The sequence below is a fragment of the Nonomuraea purpurea genome (assembly GCF_042650645.1).
In the GTDB taxonomy this organism is placed as follows: Bacteria; Actinomycetota; Actinomycetes; order Streptosporangiales; family Streptosporangiaceae; genus Nonomuraea; species Nonomuraea purpurea.
Genome location: NZ_JBHSBI010000011.1, coordinates 247,556 through 269,082 on the forward strand (window position 1 = coordinate 247,556; position 21,527 = coordinate 269,082).

The 21,527-nt window shown below is 70.7% G+C and carries 20 protein-coding genes; 9 read left to right on the top strand and 11 right to left on the bottom strand.

The genetic code is table 11. The features are described from left to right. Positions 1–2: 2 nt before the first annotated feature. Positions 3–476: a GNAT family N-acetyltransferase gene (locus ACFOY2_RS23210; protein ID WP_379530173.1), complete on the bottom strand. Its 474-nt coding sequence runs from the start codon at positions 474–476 to the stop codon at positions 3–5. A gap of 178 nt (positions 477–654) precedes the next feature. Here ACFOY2_RS23210 and ACFOY2_RS23215 point away from each other — a divergent pair, with 178 nt between their 5' ends. After that, a complete protein-coding gene (locus ACFOY2_RS23215) occupies positions 655–2,226 on the top strand; it encodes a choice-of-anchor I family protein (RefSeq protein WP_379530174.1) in 1,572 nt (523 codons plus the stop codon). A gap of 71 nt (positions 2,227–2,297) precedes the next feature. Continuing rightward, positions 2,298–3,299 carry an NAD-dependent epimerase/dehydratase family protein gene (locus tag ACFOY2_RS23220; protein ID WP_379530175.1) on the top strand — a complete coding sequence of 334 codons (1,002 nt, stop codon included), beginning with the start codon at positions 2,298–2,300 and terminating at the stop codon, positions 3,297–3,299. An 18-nt stretch (positions 3,300–3,317) separates the two neighbouring features. On the opposite strand, the gene ACFOY2_RS23225 is transcribed toward ACFOY2_RS23220, so the two are convergent. The 3 genes from ACFOY2_RS23225 to ACFOY2_RS23235 all read right to left on the bottom strand — a co-directional run bounded on the left by ACFOY2_RS23225 (position 3,318) and on the right by ACFOY2_RS23235 (position 6,739). Beyond that, positions 3,318–4,919, bottom strand: a complete 1,602-nt coding sequence (locus ACFOY2_RS23225; RefSeq protein WP_379530176.1) for an ABC transporter permease — start codon at positions 4,917–4,919, stop codon at positions 3,318–3,320. Continuing rightward, positions 4,916–5,809, bottom strand: coding sequence for an ABC transporter ATP-binding protein (locus ACFOY2_RS23230; RefSeq protein WP_379530177.1), 894 nt, complete (start codon positions 5,807–5,809; stop codon positions 4,916–4,918). Before ACFOY2_RS23230 ends, ACFOY2_RS23225 begins: the two co-directional genes overlap by 4 nt. 93 nt (positions 5,810–5,902) lie before the next feature. Next, a complete protein-coding gene (locus ACFOY2_RS23235) occupies positions 5,903–6,739 on the bottom strand; it encodes an oxidoreductase (RefSeq protein ID WP_379530178.1) in 837 nt (278 codons plus the stop codon). Between the two features lie 213 nt (positions 6,740–6,952). Between ACFOY2_RS23235 and ACFOY2_RS23240 the strand changes: the two genes are divergently transcribed. Further along, positions 6,953–7,663, top strand: a complete 711-nt coding sequence (locus tag ACFOY2_RS23240) for a helix-turn-helix domain-containing protein (protein ID WP_379530179.1) — start codon at positions 6,953–6,955, stop codon at positions 7,661–7,663. A 5-nt stretch (positions 7,664–7,668) separates the two neighbouring features. Here the strand turns inward: ACFOY2_RS23240 and ACFOY2_RS23245 are convergent, their stop codons facing one another. The 4 genes from ACFOY2_RS23245 to ACFOY2_RS23260 form a co-directional block, all read right to left on the bottom strand. Further along, the gene (locus tag ACFOY2_RS23245; protein WP_379530180.1) at positions 7,669–8,736 is read right to left on the bottom strand and encodes a CU044_5270 family protein; all 1,068 of its coding nucleotides are present in this window, start codon (positions 8,734–8,736) and stop codon (positions 7,669–7,671) included. Next, positions 8,733–9,290, bottom strand: a complete 558-nt coding sequence (locus ACFOY2_RS23250) for an RNA polymerase sigma factor (RefSeq protein ID WP_379530181.1) — start codon at positions 9,288–9,290, stop codon at positions 8,733–8,735. Before ACFOY2_RS23250 ends, ACFOY2_RS23245 begins: the two co-directional genes overlap by 4 nt. A 106-nt stretch (positions 9,291–9,396) precedes the next feature. Next, complete coding sequence (locus tag ACFOY2_RS23255) at positions 9,397–10,503, bottom strand: hypothetical protein (RefSeq protein ID WP_379530182.1); 1,107 nt, start codon at positions 10,501–10,503, stop codon at positions 9,397–9,399. Positions 10,504–10,709: 206 nt separating this feature from the next. Beyond that, the gene (locus ACFOY2_RS23260) at positions 10,710–11,342 is read right to left on the bottom strand and encodes a class I SAM-dependent methyltransferase (protein WP_379530183.1); all 633 of its coding nucleotides are present in this window, start codon (positions 11,340–11,342) and stop codon (positions 10,710–10,712) included. 206 nt (positions 11,343–11,548) lie between these two features. Here ACFOY2_RS23260 and ACFOY2_RS23265 point away from each other — a divergent pair, with 206 nt between their 5' ends. Beyond that, on the top strand, positions 11,549–12,631 hold the full coding sequence (locus tag ACFOY2_RS23265) for a hypothetical protein (RefSeq protein WP_379530184.1): 1,083 nt from the start codon (positions 11,549–11,551) through the stop codon (positions 12,629–12,631). A gap of 34 nt (positions 12,632–12,665) precedes the next feature. Here ACFOY2_RS23265 and ACFOY2_RS23270 read toward each other — a convergent pair whose 3' ends face one another. After that, a complete protein-coding gene (locus ACFOY2_RS23270) occupies positions 12,666–13,070 on the bottom strand; it encodes a hypothetical protein (protein WP_379530185.1) in 405 nt (134 codons plus the stop codon). A gap of 250 nt (positions 13,071–13,320) precedes the next feature. On the opposite strand from ACFOY2_RS23270, the gene ACFOY2_RS23275 reads away from it, so the two are divergent. From ACFOY2_RS23275 to ACFOY2_RS23290, 4 genes are all read left to right on the top strand, one after another. After that, positions 13,321–14,181 carry a helix-turn-helix domain-containing protein gene (locus ACFOY2_RS23275; RefSeq protein ID WP_379530186.1) on the top strand — a complete coding sequence of 287 codons (861 nt, stop codon included), beginning with the start codon at positions 13,321–13,323 and terminating at the stop codon, positions 14,179–14,181. A gap of 71 nt (positions 14,182–14,252) precedes the next feature. Beyond that, the gene (locus tag ACFOY2_RS23280; protein ID WP_379530187.1) at positions 14,253–15,236 is read left to right on the top strand and encodes a trypsin-like serine peptidase; all 984 of its coding nucleotides are present in this window, start codon (positions 14,253–14,255) and stop codon (positions 15,234–15,236) included. Between the two features lie 44 nt (positions 15,237–15,280). Further along, the gene (locus tag ACFOY2_RS23285; RefSeq protein WP_379530188.1) at positions 15,281–16,126 is read left to right on the top strand and encodes a protein phosphatase 2C domain-containing protein; all 846 of its coding nucleotides are present in this window, start codon (positions 15,281–15,283) and stop codon (positions 16,124–16,126) included. A gap of 276 nt (positions 16,127–16,402) precedes the next feature. After that, positions 16,403–16,930 (top strand): hypothetical protein, encoded by a 528-nt coding sequence (locus tag ACFOY2_RS23290; RefSeq protein WP_379530189.1) that lies wholly within the window; start codon positions 16,403–16,405, stop codon positions 16,928–16,930. Between the two features lie 48 nt (positions 16,931–16,978). Here the strand turns inward: ACFOY2_RS23290 and ACFOY2_RS23295 are convergent, their stop codons facing one another. Both ACFOY2_RS23295 and ACFOY2_RS23300 read right to left on the bottom strand, forming a co-directional pair. Further along, on the bottom strand, positions 16,979–17,875 hold the full coding sequence (locus ACFOY2_RS23295; protein ID WP_379530190.1) for a sugar phosphate isomerase/epimerase family protein: 897 nt from the start codon (positions 17,873–17,875) through the stop codon (positions 16,979–16,981). A 10-nt stretch (positions 17,876–17,885) separates the two neighbouring features. Next, the gene (locus tag ACFOY2_RS23300; RefSeq protein ID WP_379530191.1) at positions 17,886–19,979 is read right to left on the bottom strand and encodes a PQQ-dependent sugar dehydrogenase; all 2,094 of its coding nucleotides are present in this window, start codon (positions 19,977–19,979) and stop codon (positions 17,886–17,888) included. Between the two features lie 438 nt (positions 19,980–20,417). Between ACFOY2_RS23300 and ACFOY2_RS23305 the strand changes: the two genes are divergently transcribed. Next, a complete protein-coding gene (locus tag ACFOY2_RS23305; protein ID WP_379530192.1) occupies positions 20,418–21,491 on the top strand; it encodes a 3-deoxy-7-phosphoheptulonate synthase in 1,074 nt (357 codons plus the stop codon). Positions 21,492–21,527: the final 36 nt, after the last annotated feature.

Below are 21,527 nucleotides of genomic sequence, written 5' to 3' on the forward strand. Positions count from 1 at the left end.
GCTCATGCGACGGTTTCCCAGCGCACCTCGCCGTCGTGCCGGATGTTCGTGGGTCGCAGGCCGGCCGCGGCGGCGACGGCGGCCGATGCGGTGTGGTCGGGGTGGACGTGGGCGCGGATCGTCGCGATGCCCTGGCTCGTGAGCCACCCGACCAGGGCCCTGGCCGACGCGGTGGCCAGCCCGCGCCCCTGCCACGGCGTCCCGATCACCCACGCGACCTCGGCGACCTCGCCGTCGATCGTGGCCTGCACGTAGCCGACCAGACGATCCTCCTCGCGCACCCTGACGACCCAGTTGCGCCAGCCCGGTGGCCCGGCCACCAGACGTTCGTAGCGGGCGCGCAACTCCTCCGGGGTGAGCGGGGCGCCGCCGGTGAAGGTGTGCAGGGCCGGGTCGGACAGTACGCCGGCCATCTCAGCGGCGTGCTCCACCCGTAACGGCACGAGGACGACGTCCGGGGTCTCGATGCGTTCCACGAGGCCCACCGTAGGACGTCAGGGGGTGCGCGGGCGATCAGGGGCCGATTACACTCAATCCACCAAGCGTTTGCTCGTTGGCTCTGAGCTGCGCGGACGAGGGTCTTACCAGGTGCAATTCACCATATATCCACCTTCCGGAGCTTAAATGGTCACTGGATACGGCCACGATCGGCGCATGCACCACTCACAAGCCTTCCGAGTAACCGCGGCCGCCTGCGCCGCTCTCTCAGTCGCCCTGCTCGCCACCCCCGCCCAGGCGGCGACGTCGCAGGGCAACGGGAACAAGGGAGTCAGCCTGGCCTTCCTCGGCCGGTTCTCGACCGGCTCCGTCGGCACCGGCGCCTCGGAGATCGCTTCGTACGACCCCGCCACCAAGCGGGCCTTCGTGGTCAACGCGCAGGCCGGGACGGTGGACGTCCTCGACATCCGCGACCCGCGCAAGCCCAGGCGCGTCACCTCCCTGGCCGCCCCCGGGGCGAACAGCGTCGCCGTGAGCAAGGGCCTGGTGGCCGTCGCCGAGCAGGCGGCCAAGAAGAGCGACCAGGGCAAGGTCTCGCTCTTCCAGGCGCGTTCCGGCAAGAAGCTCAAGGAGTTCCGCGTCGGGGCGCTGCCCGACATGGTGACCTTCACCGAGGACGGGCGCCGGCTGGTCGTCGCGAACGAGGGCGAGCCCGAGTCGTACTGCGCGGGCGCCGTCGACGACCCGGAGGGGTCGGTGAGCATCATCGACGTGGCGCGCGGCACCGTGCGCACCGCCGACTTCCGGGCGTTCGACGACCGGGCCGACGAGCTGCGGGCGGCGGGTGTGCGGCTCTCCGGTCCTGACGCGCCGGTGTCGCGCGACCTGGAGCCGGAGTACGTCACCGTGTCCGGCGACACGGCGTGGGTGACGCTGCAGGAGAACAACGCGGTGGCGATCGTCGATCTCGATCGGGCCAAGGTCGAGCGGATCGTGCCGCTGGGGTTGAAGGACTTCGGCAAGGTGGGCATGGACGCCTCCGACAAGGACGGAAAAATCGACATCCGTCCGCGTACTGGCGTCAAGGGCATGTACATGCCCGACGGGATCGCGCACTTCCGCTCGCGCGGGCAGACGTACCTGGTGACCGCCAACGAGGGCGACGGCCGTGACTGGGACTGCTACAGCGACGAGGCGCGGGTGAAGGACCTGACCCTGTCGTCCGAGGCGTTCCCGAACGCCGCAGAGCTGAAGAAGGACGCCGAGCTGGGCCGCCTCACCGTGGCCACGGACTCGCCGAAGGACGCCTCGGGCGCCTACACGGAGCTGCACGCCTTCGGCGGCCGTTCGATCTCCGTGCGCTCCGCGACGGGCGCGCTGGTCTGGGACTCGGGCGACGAGCTGGAGCGGTTGATCGCCCGTGAGCTGCCCAAGCAGTTCAACGCCGACCACGAGGAGAACGACTCCTTCGACAGCCGCAGCGACAACAAGGGCCCCGAGCCCGAGGGCGTCACGGTGGGTCAGGTGCGCGGGCGGACGTACGCCTTCGCCGGACTCGAGCGGGTCGGCGGCGTGGTCGCCTACGACGTGACCGACCCTCGTCGCCCGGTCCTGGCCGACTACCTCAACACCCGTGACTTCGCGGGCTCGGTCGAGAAGGGGACCGCGGGCGACGTCGGCCCCGAGGGCGTCTTCTTCGTGCCCGCGGGCGACAGCCCGACGCACAAGCCGCTGCTGATCGTGGGCAACGAGGTGAGCGGGACCACCGCCATCTACGAGGTCCGCTGATCCGCGTCCGGCCAGGTCCACCGTGAGCGAACCTGGCCGGATTCGCGGCGTTCGCGTGCTTGAGTGGTGAAATGGACGTTTTGGTGCTGGGCGGGACCGCGTGGCTGGGTCGCGAGGTGTCCCGGCAGGCGATTGAGCGCGGCCATCGGGTGACGTGCCTCGCCCGCGGCGAAAGCGGGCAGGTCGCGGACGGGGCGCGGCTGGTGGCCGCCGACCGGCGCGCTCCTTCGGCCTACGAACCGCTGCTCGATCGCGAATGGGACGCGGTCGTCGAGGTGTCGTGGCAGCCCGGTTTCGTGCGCGGGGCGCTCGACGCGCTGGGCGGCAGGGCCGGGCACTGGACGTACGTCTCCTCCGTCAGCGCCTACGCCTCCCACGCGACGCCGGACGCGGACGAGTCCGGCGCGCTCCTCGCTCCGACCGGCCTCAGCGAGGTCGACCGAACGTCGTACGGAGAGGCCAAGGTCGCCTGCGAGCAGGCGTCGACGGCCGTCGTCGGCGACCGCCTGCTCATCGCCCGCGCCGGTCTCATCGGCGGCCCAGGTGATCACAGCGGGCGCTCCGGCTACTGGGTGGCCCGCGCCGCACGTGACCCGCACGGGCCGATGCTGGTACCCGACGCACCGGCCATGCCGACGCAGGCCGTCGACGTACGCGACCTCGCCGCCTGGCTGCTCGACGCCGCGGAGAAGGGGAACACCGGCACCTACGACGCCGTCGGCCCGGTCGTTTCGCTGGGAGAGTGGATCGAGTCGTCCCGCACCGCCGGCGGGCACACCGGACCGGTGGTCGCCGCCGGCTCGGACTGGCTGCTGGCCAACGGCGTCGCCGGTTACATGGGCCAGGAGTCGCTGCCGATGTGGCTGGTCGAACCGGGCTGGGAGGGGTTCTCGGCCAGGAACGGGTCCGCGGCGCGCGCCGCCGGGCTCCGCCACCGCCCCCGTGCGGAGCTGCTGGCCGACACGCTGCGCTGGGAACGCGAACAGGGCCTGGACCGGGCCCGGCGGGCCGGCCTCAGCGCCCAGCGCGAGCACGAACTGCTCGACGCCCTCGGCCCGCGCCGCCCCCGTTGACGACGCGGGAATCACGAGTCAGCCGGTGGCGAGGTCGCGGCGGCGCAGGCCGTACAGACCGAGGATCGTCAGCACCGCGGCGATGGCCGACAGCACCGCCGTGGCCACAGGGGCGAAGCTCCCCAACGGGTGCCAGGGCAGGTGGGACAGCACCGAGGTGTTGATCAGCCATCCCGGCAGGCCCAGGTTGGGCCCCAGGATCTGGACCATCCCGCCGTAGACGAGCACGGCCCAGCCCGCGCCCATGGCCCGCGGGGCGAGCCCGAACAGCGCGGCGGGGACGGCGAGCAGCACCAGCACCTCCGGGACGCGCAGCAGGCTGGACCAGATGACCTCACCCAGGAGGCCGAGGTCGCCGGTCGACGCGGCGGCGCCGAGGCCGAGCCCCGCGCCATACACCGCCGGCAGGACGACCACGGCGAGCGCGATGACCAGCAGCGACGACCAGAACCACGCCGGTCTGCCCGTCGGCCCCGCCAGCACGGGACCGATCCTGCCGCGCACCTCCTCCGCCCTGAGCCGCATGACGGCCAGGACCGCGAAGACGCCGGTGTAGAGCGACCCGGTGAACACCATGAGGCTGAGCCAGGCCCGCCCGAAGTCCGCGTCGGCGGAGAAGATGGGCAGATCGACGTTCTCCATTCCGCCGGTCATGCCGCCCAGGACGAGGCCGATGGCCAGGAACGCGGCTCCCCACCCCGCGATCGCCCCCCGCTGCAGCCGCAGCGCGAGCGTGTACGGCGAACGCAACCACGAGGGCGCCGCGGCCGGGCCTGGACGCGGGGCCACCAACGAGGCGCCGAGATCCCTCCGGCTCGCCAGGGAGTAGGCCCCCACGACCAGCAGCCCGGCGAACAGCACGGACAGGCCGAGCGGCCACCAGCGCTCGTCGGCCAGCACCCGGGTCTGCTGTGACCAGCCGATCGGGGACAACCAGAACAACGGACCGCCCTCGTGCCCCTGCAACGCTCCCGCGCCACGAAGCAGCCACGCCACGGTGAGCACGATGCCCGCGAGCCCGCTGGCCCCCCTGGTGTGCTCGGTGACCTGGGCGGTGACCGCGGTGACCGCGGCGAACACCATCCCGATCGCGGCGAGCGAGACGCCGAACAGCAGCGCGCCGCCTGCGGGGAACCCGATGCCGAGCGACGCGGCGGCGGTGAGGACCGCGAGCGCGGCATTGCCGATCAGGGCGACGATCAGCGCCGCCGTGAGCTGGGCGTGCCGGCCCACGACGGCCGCCCTGATGAGCTCGGCCCGGCCCGTCTGCTCTTCCGCCCGGGTGTGCCGGGTGACGAGCAGAATGTTCATGATCGCGGCGGCGAGCAGGAATTCGACCCAGTAGGCGGCCAGGAAGTAGCTGCGCGTGTCGACCTCGCCGAACAGCGGCCCGGCGAGCACCCGCATGAAGGAGACCTGGATCATCTGCGAGGCGTCGGCCAGGGCCTGGGGCGTCGGGACGACCGACGTCACGGCCGCGCTGTAGAAACGCGGGACGAGGGCCGCGATGGCGACCAGCCAGATGGTGAGCTTGATCCGGTCGCGACGCAGCGCCAGCCGCACCATGGCGCCGGTGCCGGTCAGATGGCCCGCCGCCAATCTCGACAAGTCGCGGATCACGCCGCCTCCTGGCGCGTGTAGTGGCGGAGCATGAGCTCCTCCAGCGTCGGCGGGTGGCTGACCAGCGAATGGATGCCGAACCTGGTGAGGTGCCTGACGGCGGCGTCGAGGTGTTCGGCGTCCACGCCGAACCGCACGCCGCCACGCTCTTCCTTCACGTTGTGGACCCCGGGCAACTGGTCGAGGCCGGTGACCGGGGTGACGGTCTCGGCCACGATCGTGGTCCTGGTCAGGTGCCGCATCTGCGCCAGCGTCCCCGACTCCACGGCCTTTCCGTCCCTGATGATGGTGATCCGGTCGGCGAGGGTTTCGACCTGGGCGAGGATGTGGCTGGACAGCAGGATGGTCCGGCCGTCGGCCTTGGCCTCGGCCACGACCTGCTGGAACACCGCCTCCATCAGCGGGTCGAGCCCGCTCGTGGGCTCGTCGAGGATCAGCAGCTCCACGTCGGCGGACAGGGCCGCGACCAGGGCGACCTTCTGGCGGTTGCCCTTGGAGTAGGTTCGCGCCTTCTTCTTCGGATCGAGCTCGAAACGCTCGATCAGCTCGCTCTTGCGCCTGGCGTCGAGCCCGCCGCGCAACCGGCCGAGCACGTCGATGGACTCGCCGCCGGTGAGGTTGGGCCACAGCTCCACGTCGCCCGGCACGTACGCCAGCCGCCGGTGCAACGCGACGGCGTCGGCCCACGGGTCGCCGCCCAGCAACCTGGCGCTGCCGGAGGTGGCCCGGATCAGACCGAGCAGGACGCGGATGGTGGTGCTCTTGCCCGCCCCGTTCGGGCCGAGAAAGCCGTGCACCTGTCCGGCGGCCACGGTCAGGTCGAGTCCGTCGAGGGCACGCGCCGGCCCGTAGGCCTTGACGAGCCCGGAAATGGCGATTGCAGGGGTCATGGGTTTCTCCGAAGTGCTGCGGGTCTCATTGGGCACGGCGAGGAGACGACCCTGGATCTCCTCGACGGGTTGAGGCGGCGACGCGCGGACGGCTCACGCCAGGCCGGTGATCCGCGCGTCCCACTCGCGGTCGGTGAGGGAGTCGTTGAGCCGCAGGAGGGCTTCGGCCTGCCGGCCCACGACGTAGCGGGTCTGCGGCCGGTCAGACTCGACGGCCTGCCTGATCGCCGTCGCGACGACGCCGGGGTCGGAGGCCGGGCTGTCGTCCGCCGGCGTCTCGGCCGCGCCCGCCATGGCCTCGGCCATCTTCCCGTACGGCCCGCTTCCGGAGATCTCCCGCAGTTGCCGGGCGGTCCCCGCCTCGAAATCTGTCTTGATGATGCCGGGCTGGATGACGACGACGTCGATGCCGAACTGCCCGGTCTCCATGCGCAGCGTGTCGGAGAACGCCTCCAGGGCGTGCTTGGAGGCGTAGTACCAGGCGCCGAGCGGGAAGGCGAGCTCGCCGCCGATCGAGGACACGTTGACGATCGTGCCCGAGCGCCGCTCCCGCATCCCCGGCAGGACGAGCTGGACCAGCCGGGCCGGTGCGAACAGGTTGACCTCGAACTCGTCCCGCGCCATCCGCAGCGGCGTTTCCTCGACCGAGCCGTGCACGACGGCTCCCGCGTTGTTCACCAGGACGTCGATCCGCTGGTGTGCCTCCAGGATGGTACGGACGACCCGCTGGAGGTCCTCTTCCACGGTCACGTCCATCGGCAGGGCGTGACCGCCCGCTTCGCGGATCGCCTCCATCAGGTGCGTGCGCCGCGCGACGCCGTACACGATGTGTCCCGCGCGCAGGAGTTCAAGCGCGGTGGCGTGGCCGATGCCGGATGAGGCGCCGGTGACGAGGCATACTTTGGCGGCCATGTCAGTTGGCTGGGTCATTTCGGTTCCCTCCGCGTGAGCGCTCTTCGTTCACGCGTCAGGAAACGCTACGGATGCGTTCACGGATTCGGCAAGGAGAAGAATCTGTTTCCGCAGGTAGAAGTGGATAAACTGGCGCAACGACCGTGCTGGCAAATGCAACAAGCTCCGCCTGCCTGTCGCAATTGACGACGCCCGGCGGCATACTGATGCGTGCGCGACGAGGGAGGGCGCATGCCGGGAGGCCACCTGACGTACGACGACCGCCGCAAGATCGCCGAAGGGCTGGCGGAGGGTCTCACCTATGCCGAGATCGCCCGCCGTCTTGAGCGGCCGAGGTCGACCATCGGCCGCGAGATCGCCCGCAACGGCGGCCCGCACGGCTATCGCGCGGCCAGGGCGCAGCAGGCGGCCGGCTGGCGCGCCCGCCGACGCCCGAGCGCGCTGCCGGGCGCGCCCGCCACCGAGGACGTCGTCGGGCGTGACCCCCTGGCCATGCGCGAGTTCGAGCGCAGGTTCACCGAGTTCATGTCGCCCGGGCTGCCGACGATGGCCTCACGGGTGCTGTTCTGCCTGTTCACCAGCGACACCGGCAACCTGACCGTCGCCGACCTGACCGAGCGGCTGCAGGTCAGCCCAGCGTCGGTCTCCAAGGGCGTCGGCTGGCTCGAACGGGTCGGGCTCGTCAGACGCGAACGCGACAACCGCCGCGAACGCTACCTCGTCGACGACGAGGTCTGGTACCGGGCGTGGATCGTGGGCACCCAGTCGATGGCGCTGTGGGCGGACATCATCCGCGAAGGCGTCGACACCGTGGGGCGCCAGAGCCCGGCCGGCGTCCGGCTCAAGACCGCCAGCCGTTTCTTCGACCTGCTCAGCTCCGACATGGCCGCGGCGGCAGAACACTACCGCCGGGCCTTCTACGCCAACGACGAGGGCCCCTGATCCGGTCAGTCCGCGGGGACCTTGGGGGTTTCGTCGGTCCAACCGGAGGTCAGAACGGCGCTCCAACCCGCCGGTCGAAGGTCCGCGCACCCCTGCTCCCCGACGGACTTGGCGAGCGACAGCAGTCGCCCGGTGCCCTTGTCGAACAGGATCCGCGACTCGGCGCCGTAGCGGGACTCGCACTCACGCAGCGCGACCCCGGTCGCGGCACGGCCCAGCGGATCGCGTACGTCTCCGAGCGAGCGCACCCCCGGCAGGTCGGCCAGCAGCCGGAACAGCGCGGCCCGGACCGGGGCGGGGGTCGGCAGGTCCAGCAGCAGCTCGGCCGCCTGGTCGAACAGGATCTCGTCCTGCTTGGCCGAAGGGACCTGCCAGCGGATCAGGGTCTCCTTCAACTCCTCAGGCTCGGTCGGCAGGCGTTCGATGTCCTCGACGGAGACCGGTTTGCCGTTGACGTTCGGCCAGCTCGACCCCGGTTCGGCGAAGTTGTTCAGCCGCACGGCGTACGGGGTGGTGTTCTTGTCGTTGCTGATCCCCTTCGTTCCCCGGTTACACGCGAAGTGGGCCTGATCCGAGCTGAAACCGCCCTTCGGGGGAGGTGGGGCGCCCTTGACGGCGTCCATCCTGGTCCAGTCGTTGACGACCCACCAGCTCGGGTCCTGCGGCGACCGCGCCACCCAGGTCTCGTCGCGGCACACGCCATGAGACCTGTCGCTCGGCCGGAAGCCGCCCACGTTCACTCCCTTGGTGTGCCAATACCGGCCCGTCGAGGCGGGCTCGTTGATCGTCTGCTCGGCGGCGGCGAGCAGCAGGCCGCGCGCCGCCGGATCGGCGGACCGGCCGCCGTCCGGGATCAGGGTCACGGCCGCCACGACACCCGCGGCCACCGCTCCCATCACCCAAACCGTCCTCATGCGGCTCCGACGGCTCCGGCTGCTTCGGCGAGGGGGCATGGCCTCGGACGGCCGCGCGGTCGCGGCGGCGATGATCCGTTCCATCCGGTCCGGGTCGTCGGCGGGTTCGAGCGACGCGGGGCGGGCCTCGGCCAGCGTCTTCATCAGGTCAGACTTCATCGTACGGACTCCTCTGCTGGGATCGGTGGTCGGACGACGCCGGTGCTCTCTTCGCGCTCTGCCGTCATCGCGCGTTCCAACCTGCGCCGGGCACGATGCAGCCGGACGAAGAAGGCGGCGGTGGAGCAACCGACGACCTCTGCCGCGTCGGCGGCCCGCAGGCCGTGCCAGGAGACCAGCGTGAGCACTTCACGATCGGCGTCGGACAACGTGGCGAGCCCCCGCAGGATGGCCAGCCTCTCGGTCACCGACTCGGCGATGTCGCCCGCCACGAACTCCTCGCCCGCGCCCCAGGACGCCAGCTCGCTCTCCAGCGACCGGCGCCGCGCCTCTTCCCTGTACGACTCGCGCAGGACGTTGCGGGCGACGCCGAGCAGCCACGGAAGCGCGTTGTCCGGCACGTCGCCGATGCGCCGCCACGCGACACAGAACGTCTCACTCGCCACCTCCTCCGCGAGCTGCCGCCCCACCCGGCTGACCGCGTACGCGTACACACTCGAATAGCTGGAGTCGTACAAGGCGGTGAACCGGTCACGGGGATCAGGTTTGATCACAGTCCTTCCTTCCCCTATGTGCACTTTCAGGAGGGAAGTGAGCGGAGGGCGCTGATTCTTACACCTTTGAAGGAAAATCGTGTGAAGGAAAATCGTGATCCGGGTGCTACAGCAGGTGGTCGTGGCGGGTGGCGGCCTCCTGCCGGAGCGCGGTCAGGAATGTTTCGCGGAGTTCATCCTGGCGGGTGTCGCCGCCGCCGTCGTGCTGCCGGTAGAGGCGCCAGCAACTCTGGATGCCGTTCAGCAGGTTTTCGAGGAGGTCGGGGGCGGGGCGGGACGGGTCGAGCGGAGTGAGGGAGATGTCGACGGTGTCGGGGGTGAGGCCGAGGTCGGGGTGGTCGACGCGGGCCTTCTCAATGGTCTTCTCGGCCGTGGTGATGCGGTGGCGGAGGTCGTCGATGCCGCGCGTGTGCCCCTCGGCGACGTCCAGGGCGTGCCGGATCAGGGACATGACGGCATCCCGGGGCCGGCCGCCGGCGGTGATGGCCCCCATGAGGTCGGTGAGGCACGTTACGACATGGGGTTTGTCGTGCCGGTCGGCCGCGGCCACGACCTGGGCGGGATGCGTGCCGGTGCGCTGTGCGGCGATGGTGACCGCGGCGTGCAGCCAGTGGGCGGCGGCGATGGCGGCGGCCGTCGGATCGATCTGGGTGAACAGCTCCGGGCTGCCGAGAGGCTGGCGGCGCAGCAGGGTGTCGGCCTGGGAGAGCTGGAGGGGCGAGACGTCCTCACGGGTGAGGACCACGGCCTGCTGGGCGCGTTCGGACAGGTCGCCGAGTTCGGCCTGTTCGATGGCGGCCAGTTCGATGCCGACCTCGGTGACGACGTCAACGGTGAGTTCGGGGGCGTCGAGCGTGCGCAGGATGTGGCCGGTGGCGTGGGCGGCCCGTTCGACGTTGGTCGTGAACCCCTTGGCCGCTCCCCTGGAGGTGGTCATGGCGGGGAGGACGTGGACGAGGGCCTCGCGTTCGCGCTCTCGCTCTCGCTGTGAGCGCAGGCTGTCCGGTCCGTAGTGGTCGGCGGCGCTGGCGGGGTGGGTGTAGCAGCGCCAGCAGACCTGGGACAGTTCGGTCAGACTGGCGGCCAGGGGCATCACTTCGCGAAGGAGAAGATGCCGTGGGAGGTCGGCCACGATGGCCGCACTGTTGCCGCTGCCGGTGCTCCACTGAGCGATGAGGGTGTTGCCGGCGCGGTCTATGGCATAGCGAGTCACGCAGACTCCTTCAACGGGGGGGGAATGAGCAGGTGAAAGCCATGCTCAGGCCGTGGCCACGCGTGGAGGACGGCCATGCTCAGAATGCTGGATCCTCAGCCCGTGTGGAGGCTTTTTGACGGAGTTCTCAGCCCGCTGACCAGCGCTTTGTCGGCAAATGAAACGTATTCACCATCCTCGTCCGGCCAAGTTCCCGCGCCGACCACTCAGATCGGGCTGTTTCGGTACACGAGGAGGTAGCGCCAGAAGAGCCGGCGACGGACGCCGCATCCCGGGAGCAGCCGGGCCGCTTCCCTCCTGACCTCGGCGAGCGTCATGGAGGGTCCCATGGCCGGGGCGTCCATCGGCCCATGAAGCCGCGTCCGACCTGCGCCGGCCGCCGCCGAGCCCTTTTCCCACGCGGCGACGGCGAGCCGCGCGGCCGCGTTCGCGGGAACGGCGGCCAGGCTCACCGGGAGGTCGGCGGGCCAGCTTTCGCGGTAGCAGCCGAGGATCGCCAGGACGCCGTCGGGCGACAGGGCCTCCCGCAGCGCGGCGACCGTCTCGAACGGCACGTGGTGGATGCTGGCCAGACACGAGATGTAGTCGTAGTGACCGCCGGGCAGGTCGATGGTGGTGACGTCCGCGTGGCGGTAGTCGACGGTGTGGCCGGCGGATCGAGCCCGCGCCGTTTCGAGGGCTTCTTCCGAGGCGTCGATGGCGTCGACGTCGATCCCCTTCGCGGCGAGCCGTCGGGCGAACTCCCCGGTGCCACAGCCGACGTCCAGCGCCTTGCGGCAGCCGTTCGGGACCTGCCGCAGTAACTGGCCGTGGTAGTGGTCGTTGTGGTTGAAGGGCATTCGACGATGTTGATGCGCGGCCCCGCGCGCGTCAAGCGCCGCAGACGGTTCCCGACGGGAACTCCGGGGGGCGAAATTACCTCGCAATTCCGGCGAAAGCGCTGATCAGGGGACGCGCAACTAAACCAAAAGGGCTCCACGCGGGCCGTGGATCCAGCATCCTGAGCATGCGCACCGCGCTCCCTACCCCCTGCCAAGGAGCCTCTGTGACACGGTATGCCGTCGATCAAGCCCGCAACGTGCTCATGGCCAACTGGGGCACAGGGTTCGGTGACATCGCCACCGATGTGGCCGAGCTGCCCCGTTCACCCGACTCCATGCGGCTGGCCACCACCCTGACTGATCTGTCCCATGCCTGCTGGCGCTGCTACACCCACCCCGCCAGCTCCGTCGACCAGAGCGGCGGGGCGAGCAGGATCGGGATGCGGCGGCAGCGGGAGCGTGATGCGTTCATCGTCGTCGCCGACGCCCTGATCGCCCCGCACCTGCCCGCGAACGGCTCGCTCACCACCTGCGACACCATGGTCGAGGACTACGCCCACCGCGTCGGCCGCGCCCTGCACGACCTCGGCGCGCCCGAGCTCACCGCCCGCATCTCCGTCGACGTGGACGCCGAGCTGGCCGCCGTCGAACGGGCCGAACGCGGCGATCTGACAGAACGCGCCCAGCAGGCCGTCACCCTCAGCCGCGAGGACGCCTCTCCCCTCCACACCGCCCAGGCGGACGTCCAGCTCCGTCAGAACCCCTTCGGCGCGCGGACGCTGTTCACCGAGTTCGACCCGGCCGCGGCCGCCATCGCCGCCGCGCACTGGCTGCACGCGGCGGCCATCGCCACCTCACGCCGTACCGGACTTGCCCCCGCGCAGGTCGTGGCCCAGGCCGAGAACGCCAAACCGCACGCGCACGAAAGCCTCAGCCAGGTCATCACGGCGATGGTCGCGGGCGTCCGGCCCCGCCAGGCGGTCATGCCGATGATCCGGCACGCCCTTCACATCGCCGACGGACATCTGCGCGGCATCACGGAGACCAAACACCGCATCAGCGCCTTAGAGCAGATCATCGCGACGGCCCACGCCGATGATCCCGACCTCGATCTCGACTCCGTCTTCCTCCCCATCACCCCGCTCAACCCCGCCCGTCCCGCTCTCGACCTCCTCGAGAACCTGCTGTGCGGCATCCGCGGGTGCTGGCTCCTGTACGTGGAGGATCCGCGGCGGCAACACCTCACCGAAGAGTTCCTCGCGGAGATCCGGCACGAGGCGACCGTTCACGGCGAGCGACTGCCTTGAGAGAGCGGAGCGGTCAGGCTGAGGGGCCCGCGGGTCAGCAGGAGACGCGGATCCGGTTCGACTCCTTGAACTTGGGGCTGCCGCCGATCGTCCGGCCGACGTGGATGGTGCGGTAGGTGTGGGTGCCCGCGCCCGAGCAGTTGTAGCGGACGTAGCCGTCGTACCCCGACCCGGTCACCGTCTTACTGGCCAGATCCTCCCACCCGTACCAGCGGCTGCGCTGGATGACCAGCGTGGACTTGCCGCGCGTCCCGCAGTCACGCGACTGGCTGCCGAAGCCGACGATGGACTTGCCGCTCTTGCTCGTCTTGCCGAGGTGCAACTCGCACGCCATGGCCGTGGTGGCCTGGGCGGGCGCCGTCGTCATCGCGACCACGGGCACCGCCATGGCCGCGACGAGCACCGCCGACACGATGCCCGCTCTGGTCTTTCCTGGCATGGATTCCCCCTCTGGGATGAACGTCCCGGCGGCACCGGCCCCCGTGGCTCGGTGCCGCGCCGGCGACAGGCACGACGCTGGCAAGGGGCCGCCGCCGGTGGCAAGGAATCCGGCTTCGATGGGATGCTGGGAGACGACTGTCCATTGCGAGCTGCACGTCTGACTGAGCTGCTGGGACGCGGGTGGGATGCGTGTGGTGGCGGCGGTGCCGGCTGGGCGGGCGGCTCATGACCGAGCGGCGAGGGAAGTCATGACGCAGACAGATGAGATCGAACGGTTCGCGGCCCGGTTGCGGATGCTGAAAGAACGCGCGGGGACGAGTTACGAGGCGCTGGCCGCGCAGACCGGGATCAGCCGTTCGAGCCTGCACCGCTACTGTTCCGGGGCCAAGGTGCCGGCCACGTACGGGGCGGTGCACACCTTCGCCAAGGCGTGCGGCGCCACCGGTGAGGAGTTACGCGAGCTGCACCGGCTGTGGGCGCTGGCCGACGTCGCCCGGTCCGACCCCGCCACGCCCCCTGAAGAACAGGACGACGAAGCCCCGTCCGATGAGCACCCGCCCGCGAGAAGCCCGTCCGGCGAGAACCCGTCTGATGGGAGCCCGTCTGGTGCGGGGTCGGTCGCCGATGTGCCTGAGCCTCCTCCCGTGGCGGACGGCCGGCCGCGTCGGAGGGGCCTGGTGGCCGCCGTGGCCGCCGCCGTTCTCGCCGTCGCGGGCGCCACGGCCTTCGCCCTTCTCAGATCGGACTCCGAGCAGCCCCCGTCCATCGTGGAGAACGAACCCGGTGCCGCGACCGTGGCCTCGGTACGCGTCCACAACGTCGAGGGCGACTGCGGGAGCCGTGCGGAACGGCCGCCCGCCTGCAGCCTGGGCCTGGCCCGCGATCCACGGCAGAAGTACGCCGCCGGCAACGTCGTGGAGCATCGTGTGTGGCACGGCGACGTCCTGAAGGCCGACTGCGTCCTCTACGACGGCGACCGTGTCGAGGACGAGACGGGTGTGGGCACGACCCGCTGGTTCCGGGTGCTGCTCCACGACGTGCCCGGCGGTCACGCGTGGCTCCCCGCCGTCCGTACGAACGACCATCCGAGCTTGCCCGTCTGCGCCTGAACGGCCGCGATTGCCTCCTTTGGCCATATGTGTGGTAAGTCATCTTCCGCCACATTTGTCACGGAGGTTTCATGCGTATCCTGGCCATCGCCGGCTTGACCACTCTGACGCTCGGGCTGGGCGCCCACGCCGCCACCGCCGAGCCGCCGGGCGAGACGGCGCAGGACCGGCCGCTGGCGCACCACGTCCCGGCGAAGTTCGCCGCCGGCGGCGACTACTGGACGCCGGAGCGGATGCGCGCCGCGCAGCCGCTGACCGCCCCCGCCGACACTGCGGACGCCACGACCAAGAAGGCGACGCCGTACGCGATCGGCAATCAGGTGAACATCGCCCCCACCCCGGCAACTTACCCGGCGCGAGTCCCGTTCGGCCCTGCTGTGGCCGAACAGCAGACCTGGAACGGCGGTGGTCTCATCGCCAAGACGGCGGGCAAGGTGTTCGGGACGGGCGGCAACGGCCAGGACTTCGTGGCCTCGGGAACCGTCGTGACCAGCGCCGGCGGGGACGTCATCGTGACCGTCGGGCACGCGTTGATCGACAACGACGGCCGCTGGAGCAGCAACCTGGCCTTCGTGCCCGCCTACAAGAACGGCACGGCGCCGTACGGCAAGTTCGTGGCGCGCACCTCCTTCATCTGGTCCGGCTACTACAAGGACGGCGCCCACCAGCCGCCGCTCGACTTCGGCATGCTGGTCGTCAAGCCGGTGAACGGCAAGACCCCTCTGCAGGCCGTGGGCGGGCAGGGCATCAGGTTCAACTCCCGCGCCGAGGGCACGGCCAACCTGCTGCTCGGCTACCCGAACAACGGCAACGGCGGCAAGACCCTGCAGTACTGCGGCGGCAAGCCGGCGACCCCGGCGTACGGCATGAAGTACGCGCTGGTGTGCGACATGGGCGGCGGCTCCAGCGGCGGGCCGTGGTTCCAGGACTTCGACAAGCGCGTCGGCTCAGGGCACGTGATCTCCACCCACGCGCTGCGCAACTCCACGACCAGCTACGGCGCCTACTTCGGCCCCGAGGCGCTCAAGACCTTCCGCGCGGCCGAGGCCGCCTGAGCCGGCTCGGGGTCCGTCAAGCGCGGGATTGCATACTGGGGATCATGCGCATCGACATCGTCGCCAGGCCGGCGTCGCAGGAAGATCCCAACGAGGACTACGCGGCCGTGGTTCTGGCGGACGGGGGCGTGGCCGTGGTGCTCGACGGCGTCACGCCCCCGGCCGACGGCGACACCGGATGCGCGCACGACGTGCCGTGGTTCACCGCGCGGCTCGGCGGCGCGCTCGTGGAGCTGGCCGGGTCACGCCGGGAGTGGGACCTGGCCGCCTGTCTGTCCGAGGCGATCACGCGTACGGCCGCCGCCCACGGGCCAGGCTGCGACCTGTCGCACAAACGCACACCCCAGGCCACGGCGGCGCTGCTGCGCTGGGACGAGGAGCGGGTCGAACACCTGGTGCTCTCCGACGCCGCCATCCTGCTCGGCGGCAAGGACGGCACGATCACCCCCGTCCTTGACACCCGGCTGACCGTACTCCGGCTCCGCCCTGACCTGCGGGCGCTGCGCGAGCGGGTGAAAGCCCTGGCCCCGGGCACCGCGGAGTCCGAGGCGGCCGTACACGCCTACGTCGGGGCGGTGACCGCGCTGCGCAACGCGGAGGGCGGCTTCTTCACCGTGGCCGCCGACCCGGACGTGGCCGGCCGGGCCGTCACGGGCCTCACCCCGCGCGCCGACGTCACCGACGCCGCGGCGCTGACCGACGGGGCCACCCGATGGACGGAAGTCTTCGGATTGGGCGACTTTCCCGCGTTGCTCTCCCTGGTTCGGGAGGAGGGGCTGAACACGCTGCTCGCGCAGGTGCGGGCGAGCGAGCACGCCGACCCCGAGGGCGAGGAGTTCCCCCGCGGCAAGCGGCACGACGACGTGGCGGGCGTGTACGTGGAGCTGTGATCGCGCGGGCAGGCCCCGCGAAACCGAACTGGTCCGCCAGGCCGCCACCTGCACACGCGCCTCACGACCACCGCATCGTAAGCTGCGGGGTGCGGAGCCGGCGAAGGAGGCGTGTGGACGAGAGCGTGTCGTTGGCCCGGCTTGCCCATCGGCTGGAAGAGGTGGTGAGCGAGCTGCGCGGCCTCCCCGTCGACGTCGAACGGCTGGAGGACAGCGACCACGTCAGGCAGCAGATCGCGCAGGCCGCCCGCGCGGGCCGCGAGTTGCGCGCAACGAATGACTGGATTGCTGGTCGGCGCGGTCTTCGGCGCGGTCTTCGTCGTCCTCAACGCCCAGAGCCCGCTGAACACCACGACCGTTCTCCTTCTGCGGGCAGCCGCCTGCCTGGCCGCCGCGGGCGTCGTCGCCATGTGGTTCTTCACCGCCCGCGAACAGGGGCAGGCCGAGGGTGCGCGACCGGCCATGTTCAGCCGCGGCTACCTCGTCGTGGTCGCCGCCGAGGCGCTCCTGCTCTTCGGCGGCATCCGGCTGCTGACCGCCTGGGGACGCCCCGAGCAGACCAACGTGGCCTGGGTGGCGTTCGTGGTCGGTGTGCACTTCATCGCGCTGGCGCCGATCTGGAAGGACCGCAGCATCGCCGTCCCGGGCGTGGTCCTCACCCTGCTCGGGACCGCCGGGCTCGTCCTGGCCTCGACGTCCGCCGTGGCCTGGGTGCCGATCATCAGCGGCGTGCTGTCGGGTCTGGTTCTCCTGACCGGCGCCGTCGCCTTCGGCTGGCGAACCGTGGTGGCGCGCCCGGCCTGAGCACGCTCCCGGCCCTGGGAGGAGGGGCCGGGAGCGGCGGTGCGGGGCTCAGTAGCGCAGTTTGCGCAGGTAGCTGTAGCCGACCTCCGCCGTGCGCCTGGGCGTCACGTCGGGGGTGTCGTTCTCGACGATGTACTCCTTGACCTGGTGTTTGTCGAAGATCCGCCGGAAGTCGATGGTTCCGGTTCCGAGGTCGGCCATGTCGCCGTCGAGGTGGCGGTCCTTGACGTGGAACTGCAGGACGCGCTGCGGCGCCCGGCGGATGACGTTGAGCGCGAAGCCCACCGGGTCGGAGGCGCCGCGGCCGACGCCGCCGGTGACCGCCCAGTAGAGGTCGATCTCCAGGTGGACCAGGCGCGGGTCCAGCTCGGACGTCAGCACGTCCCAGGGCGTCTTGCCGCCGCCGAGGTCGGTGGTGAACTCGTGGGCGTGGTTGTGGTAGCCGTACCGGAGCCCGGCGGAGCGGGCGGCGGCGGCCTCGACGTTCATCCGCTCGGCCCAGCCCTTCCACTCGTCGAGGCTGGTGGAGTTGAGGTAGGGGACGACGATGTAGGACTGTCCGAGGGTCAGCGCGTTGGAGATCTTCGTGTCCAGGGCGGCGTCGTCGGGGCTGATGCCGTCGTGGCTGGAGGTGGAGCGGATGCCGAGCCCGTCGAGGAAGGCCCGCAGTTGCTGCGCGGTGCGGCCGAAGTAGCCGAGCGCCAGCTCGACCTTCGGGTAGCCGATCTCGGCGAGGTAGGAGAGGGTGGCGTCGTAGTTCTGGGCGAGGTCGTCGCGTACCGAGTAGATCTGGATGCTGATCTGGTCGCGCGGGATGCGCTTCTTGCCTGGGTGGTGCGGCGTGGCGGCGGCCGCGGCGGGGGACGCGGCGGCGATGGCGGCCGCGCCCAGGCCGAGGCCCGCGGCGAGCAGGGAGCGCCTGCTGGGGCCGTAGCCGTAACACATGGGGGTTCTCCTATCGGGTGGGCTTGAGCGCGACCTCGTCGCTGCCGCTCAGCGGCGGCAGGTCGGCGGCGCCGGGGTCGGTGTAGGTGGCGACGAAGACGCCGCTGAGGTTGTCGGTGTCCGGGTCGTGTCCGCTGGGCTCGGTGGTCTGGATGGAGCCCGTGCAGCCGCGGGCGGTGGTCTGCGGATGGCCGTGCTCGTCGTGGCCGAGCACGTAGTCCACGGTCACGTTGGCGCAGTTCACCGGCTGGTCGTCGGTGATGCGTACCTCGAACTCGACGACGTCCCCGAAGGAGAACGCCTGCCCTTGCGCGGGCTTGACCAGTTCGACGACGGGTGCGGCGTTGCCGACCACGACCCGCACCGACGTCGCCGCGGACTTGCCGTCGTCGTCGGTGACGCGCAGCGTGGCGTTGTAGAGGCCGTTGCGCTGGAAGGTGTAGGTCGCCTCGGGGCTGCGGGAGTCGACCCGGCCGTCGGCGTCGAAGTCCCAGGCGTAGCGGATCCTGTCGCCGTCGGGGTCGGTGGTTCCCGTGCTGGTGAACCGGACGGTGAGCGGCGCGTGCCCGGCGGTCACCGACGCCGCGGCGGCCGGGATGGGCGTGTGGTTGCCGGTGTTGCCGATGTAGTCGATCCGCGAGAGCTGGGCGTCCGGGTTCTCCTGGAAGAAGCCGTCGCCGTACTCCAGCACGTAGAGCGCGCCGTCAGGGCCGAACTCCATGTCCATCGGGTTGTCGAAGACGAAGGAGGGCAGCACGTCCTCGATCTGCCCGTCGCGGCGGAACGCCTTGACGTAGTCGCGGGTCCACTCGTAGAAGAGCGGGACGCCGTCGTAGTACTTGGGCCAGGCCACGGAGCCCCGGGCGTGGGCGTTACGCGGGTCGTAGGAGTAGGCGGGGCCGCCCATCGGGCCGATGCCGCCGGTGCCGAGCTGCGGGAACTCCGCCGACTGCCCGTAGGAGTACCACACGTCCGGCTGGACGACCGGTGGCAGCGCGCGCCGGCCGGTGTTGTGCGGCGAGTCGTTGACGGGCGCGGCGCAGTCGAACGCCTGGCCCGACGTACTGGTCGCGAAGTCGTAGTCGACGTACGGGAGCCGCGCCGTCGCGCAGTACGGCCAGCCGTAGTTGCCCGCCTTGCGGACGACCGTCCACTTGCCGGTGCCCGAAGGACCGCGCTGCGGGTCGGCCTCGCGCGCGTCGGGCGAGTAGTCTCCGACGTAGAGCTCCCCGGTGGACCGCTTGATCTCGATGCGGAACGGGTTGCGCAGGCCCATCGCGTAGATCTCCGGCCGGGTTCCCTGCGTGCCTGGTGGGAAGAGGTTGCCGCGCGGGATCGAGTAGGACCCGTCGGCCCGCACGTTGACGCGCAGGATCTTGCCGCGCAGGTCGTTGGTGTTGCCGGCGCTGCGCTGGGCGTCGAACGCCGGGTTCCTGTCGGTCCGCTCGTCGATGGGGGTGAAGCCGTCGGAGGAGAACGGGTTGGTGTCGTCGCCGGTCGACAGGTAGAGGTTGCCCGCGGCGTCGAAGACGATGTCGCCGCCGACGTGGCAGCAGATGCCCCGGTCGACCGGCACGTCGAGGACGCGCTGCTCGGTCCGCAGGTCGATGGTGTTTCCCGTCAGGCGGAACCGCGAGAGCCTGATCAGCCCCTTGAAGGGCGCGAAGTCCTGCGGGGTGCCGGTCAACGGGGCGTCGCCCTCGTTGACGTCGGGCGTCGCCGGGTCGTCGACGGGGGTGTTGAGCGGCGGGGAGTAGTAGAGGTAGACCCAGTCGTCCTTCTTGGGGCCCTTGCCGAAGCCGGGGCTGAGGGCGATGCTCTGCAGGCCCTCCTCGTCGTGCTGGTAGACGTTCAGCCGGGCGGCCAGGGTGTTGAGGCCGGTCTTCGGGTCGTGCAGCCAGACCTCGCCCTTGCGGGTGGTGTGCAGGACCCTTGAATCCGGTAACACCGCCAGGTCCATGGGCTCGCCCGGGTTGTCGTTGAGCGTCACCTTCTGGAAGTCACTTTCGGGCGGCGGGGCGGCCGTCTCGGATGCCTGTGCGACGGCCGCCGGCATGAGGATCGCCGCGACGGTCAAGGCCACGATTGCGGTTCGCGCTCTCATGCCTCTCCCTTCGGTCTACTCGGGGGGATAAGAGAGGGCAAAGTAACGTGAATGTAACCCGAGTTACGCCGATCGAGGAGGGCCTAATCACGGTTGATCGAGCATCTTTCGCGGATGATCGGACTAAGTGAGGTCGTCCGTCGCCCGCTCGGGCCCGAGGCGTACGCGGCCGGGATCACTGAACGGCGGAGCTCGAACGGGGGCCGGATTTGGAGAAGTGGCCGTCCGCCTGATAACGTCCGCATCATGCTGATCAGTCGATTTTGGCGCTATGTGCAGGCTCCGGGTGGGGCCGAGGGTCACATGCGCTGACTTCCTGATCATCCGGAGCCACAAAGCAGAGACGATCCGTCTCTGCTTTTCGTCATTTAGGCGGGCGGCTCCGGATTGTCTGGGCGTGGGCCGTACCGCCGCTGAACGCAAAGGACACACGAGCCCATGACCGCGACTGGCGATCTGCGCATCACCTCCTTCGAAGCCCTGCCCACGCCGATCGATCTGCGCAATGAGCAGCCGCTCGGGGAGGAACGCGAGGCGCTGGTGGCCGCGAGCCGCCGCGCCGTACGCGACGTGCTGACCGGAGACGACGACCGGCTGCTGCTCGTCGTCGGGCCGTGCTCCGTGCACGACCCGGAGGCGGCCCTCGATTACGCCCGCCGCCTGGCCGAGGCCACCCGCGACCTGGGTGACGCCCTGCTGGTGGTCATGCGGGTCTACTTCGAAAAGCCGCGCACGACCATCGGCTGGAAGGGCCTGATCAACGACCCCGACATCGACGGCGGCCACGACGTGCGGCGCGGCCTGCGCATGGCGCGTACCGTGCTCCTCGACGTGCTGAGCACGGGCCTGCCCGTCGGCTGCGAGTTCCTCGAACCCACCAGCCCGCAGTACATCGCCGACGCCGTCACCTGGGGCGCGATCGGCGCGCGCACGCCGGAGAGCCAGGTGCACCGCCAGCTCACCTCGGGCCTGTCCATGCCGGTCGGGTTCAAGAACGCCACGGACGGCGACGTGCAGGTCGCGATCGACGGGGTGATGGCCTCCTCCCACCCGCAGGTCTTCTTCGGCATCGACGACGAAGGCCGCGCCTCGGTGGTGACGACCACGGGCAACCCCGACTGTCACGTGATCCTGCGCGGCGGCCGGCGCGGCCCCAACTACGACCCCGACTCCGTCCGCGACGCCCTCACCCTGCTGGCCAAGGCCGAGCGGCCGCGGCGGCTGATCGTGGACGCCAGCCACGGCAACAGCGGCAAGGACCACGTCCGGCAGGCGGCGGTGGTCGACGAGGTGGCTGCCCGCATCGCCGGCGGCGAGACCGGCATCGCCGGGCTGATGCTGGAGAGTTTCCTGGTGCCCGGCCGGCAGGAGCCGGGGCCGCGCGCGGGCCTGACCTACGGGCAGAGCATCACCGACGCCTGCGTGGGCTGGGACGAGACGGAACGACTGCTCGACGTCCTGGCGACGGCCGTACGGTCGAGGCGGGACAACGAGCGGCAGGCGAACGGCTAGCAAGCTGAAGGTGGGCGGCCGGGCGCCCTGACCAGG

Excerpts from the sequence above, each read along its gene's own strand:
- ACFOY2_RS23305 (WP_379530192.1), top strand. The coding sequence starts at position 20,418 with ATGACCGCGACTGGCGATCTGCGCATCACCTCCTTCGAAGCCCTGCCC.
- ACFOY2_RS23235 (WP_379530178.1), bottom strand. The coding sequence starts at position 6,739 with ATGACCCAGCCAACTGACATGGCCGCCAAAGTATGCCTCGTCACCGGC.
- ACFOY2_RS23230 (WP_379530177.1), bottom strand. The coding sequence starts at position 5,809 with ATGACCCCTGCAATCGCCATTTCCGGGCTCGTCAAGGCCTACGGGCCG.
- ACFOY2_RS23215 (WP_379530174.1), top strand. The coding sequence starts at position 655 with ATGCACCACTCACAAGCCTTCCGAGTAACCGCGGCCGCCTGCGCCGCT.
- ACFOY2_RS23260 (WP_379530183.1), bottom strand. The coding sequence starts at position 11,342 with ATGCCCTTCAACCACAACGACCACTACCACGGCCAGTTACTGCGGCAG.
- ACFOY2_RS23280 (WP_379530187.1), top strand. The coding sequence starts at position 14,253 with ATGCGTATCCTGGCCATCGCCGGCTTGACCACTCTGACGCTCGGGCTG.
- ACFOY2_RS23300 (WP_379530191.1), bottom strand. The coding sequence starts at position 19,979 with ATGAGAGCGCGAACCGCAATCGTGGCCTTGACCGTCGCGGCGATCCTC.
- ACFOY2_RS23220 (WP_379530175.1), top strand. The coding sequence starts at position 2,298 with ATGGACGTTTTGGTGCTGGGCGGGACCGCGTGGCTGGGTCGCGAGGTG.
- ACFOY2_RS23290 (WP_379530189.1), top strand. The coding sequence starts at position 16,403 with ATGACTGGATTGCTGGTCGGCGCGGTCTTCGGCGCGGTCTTCGTCGTC.
- ACFOY2_RS23245 (WP_379530180.1), bottom strand. The coding sequence starts at position 8,736 with ATGAAGTCTGACCTGATGAAGACGCTGGCCGAGGCCCGCCCCGCGTCG.
- ACFOY2_RS23240 (WP_379530179.1), top strand. The coding sequence starts at position 6,953 with ATGCCGGGAGGCCACCTGACGTACGACGACCGCCGCAAGATCGCCGAA.
- ACFOY2_RS23295 (WP_379530190.1), bottom strand. The coding sequence starts at position 17,875 with ATGTGTTACGGCTACGGCCCCAGCAGGCGCTCCCTGCTCGCCGCGGGC.
- ACFOY2_RS23270 (WP_379530185.1), bottom strand. The coding sequence starts at position 13,070 with ATGCCAGGAAAGACCAGAGCGGGCATCGTGTCGGCGGTGCTCGTCGCG.
- ACFOY2_RS23275 (WP_379530186.1), top strand. The coding sequence starts at position 13,321 with ATGACGCAGACAGATGAGATCGAACGGTTCGCGGCCCGGTTGCGGATG.
- ACFOY2_RS23285 (WP_379530188.1), top strand. The coding sequence starts at position 15,281 with ATGCGCATCGACATCGTCGCCAGGCCGGCGTCGCAGGAAGATCCCAAC.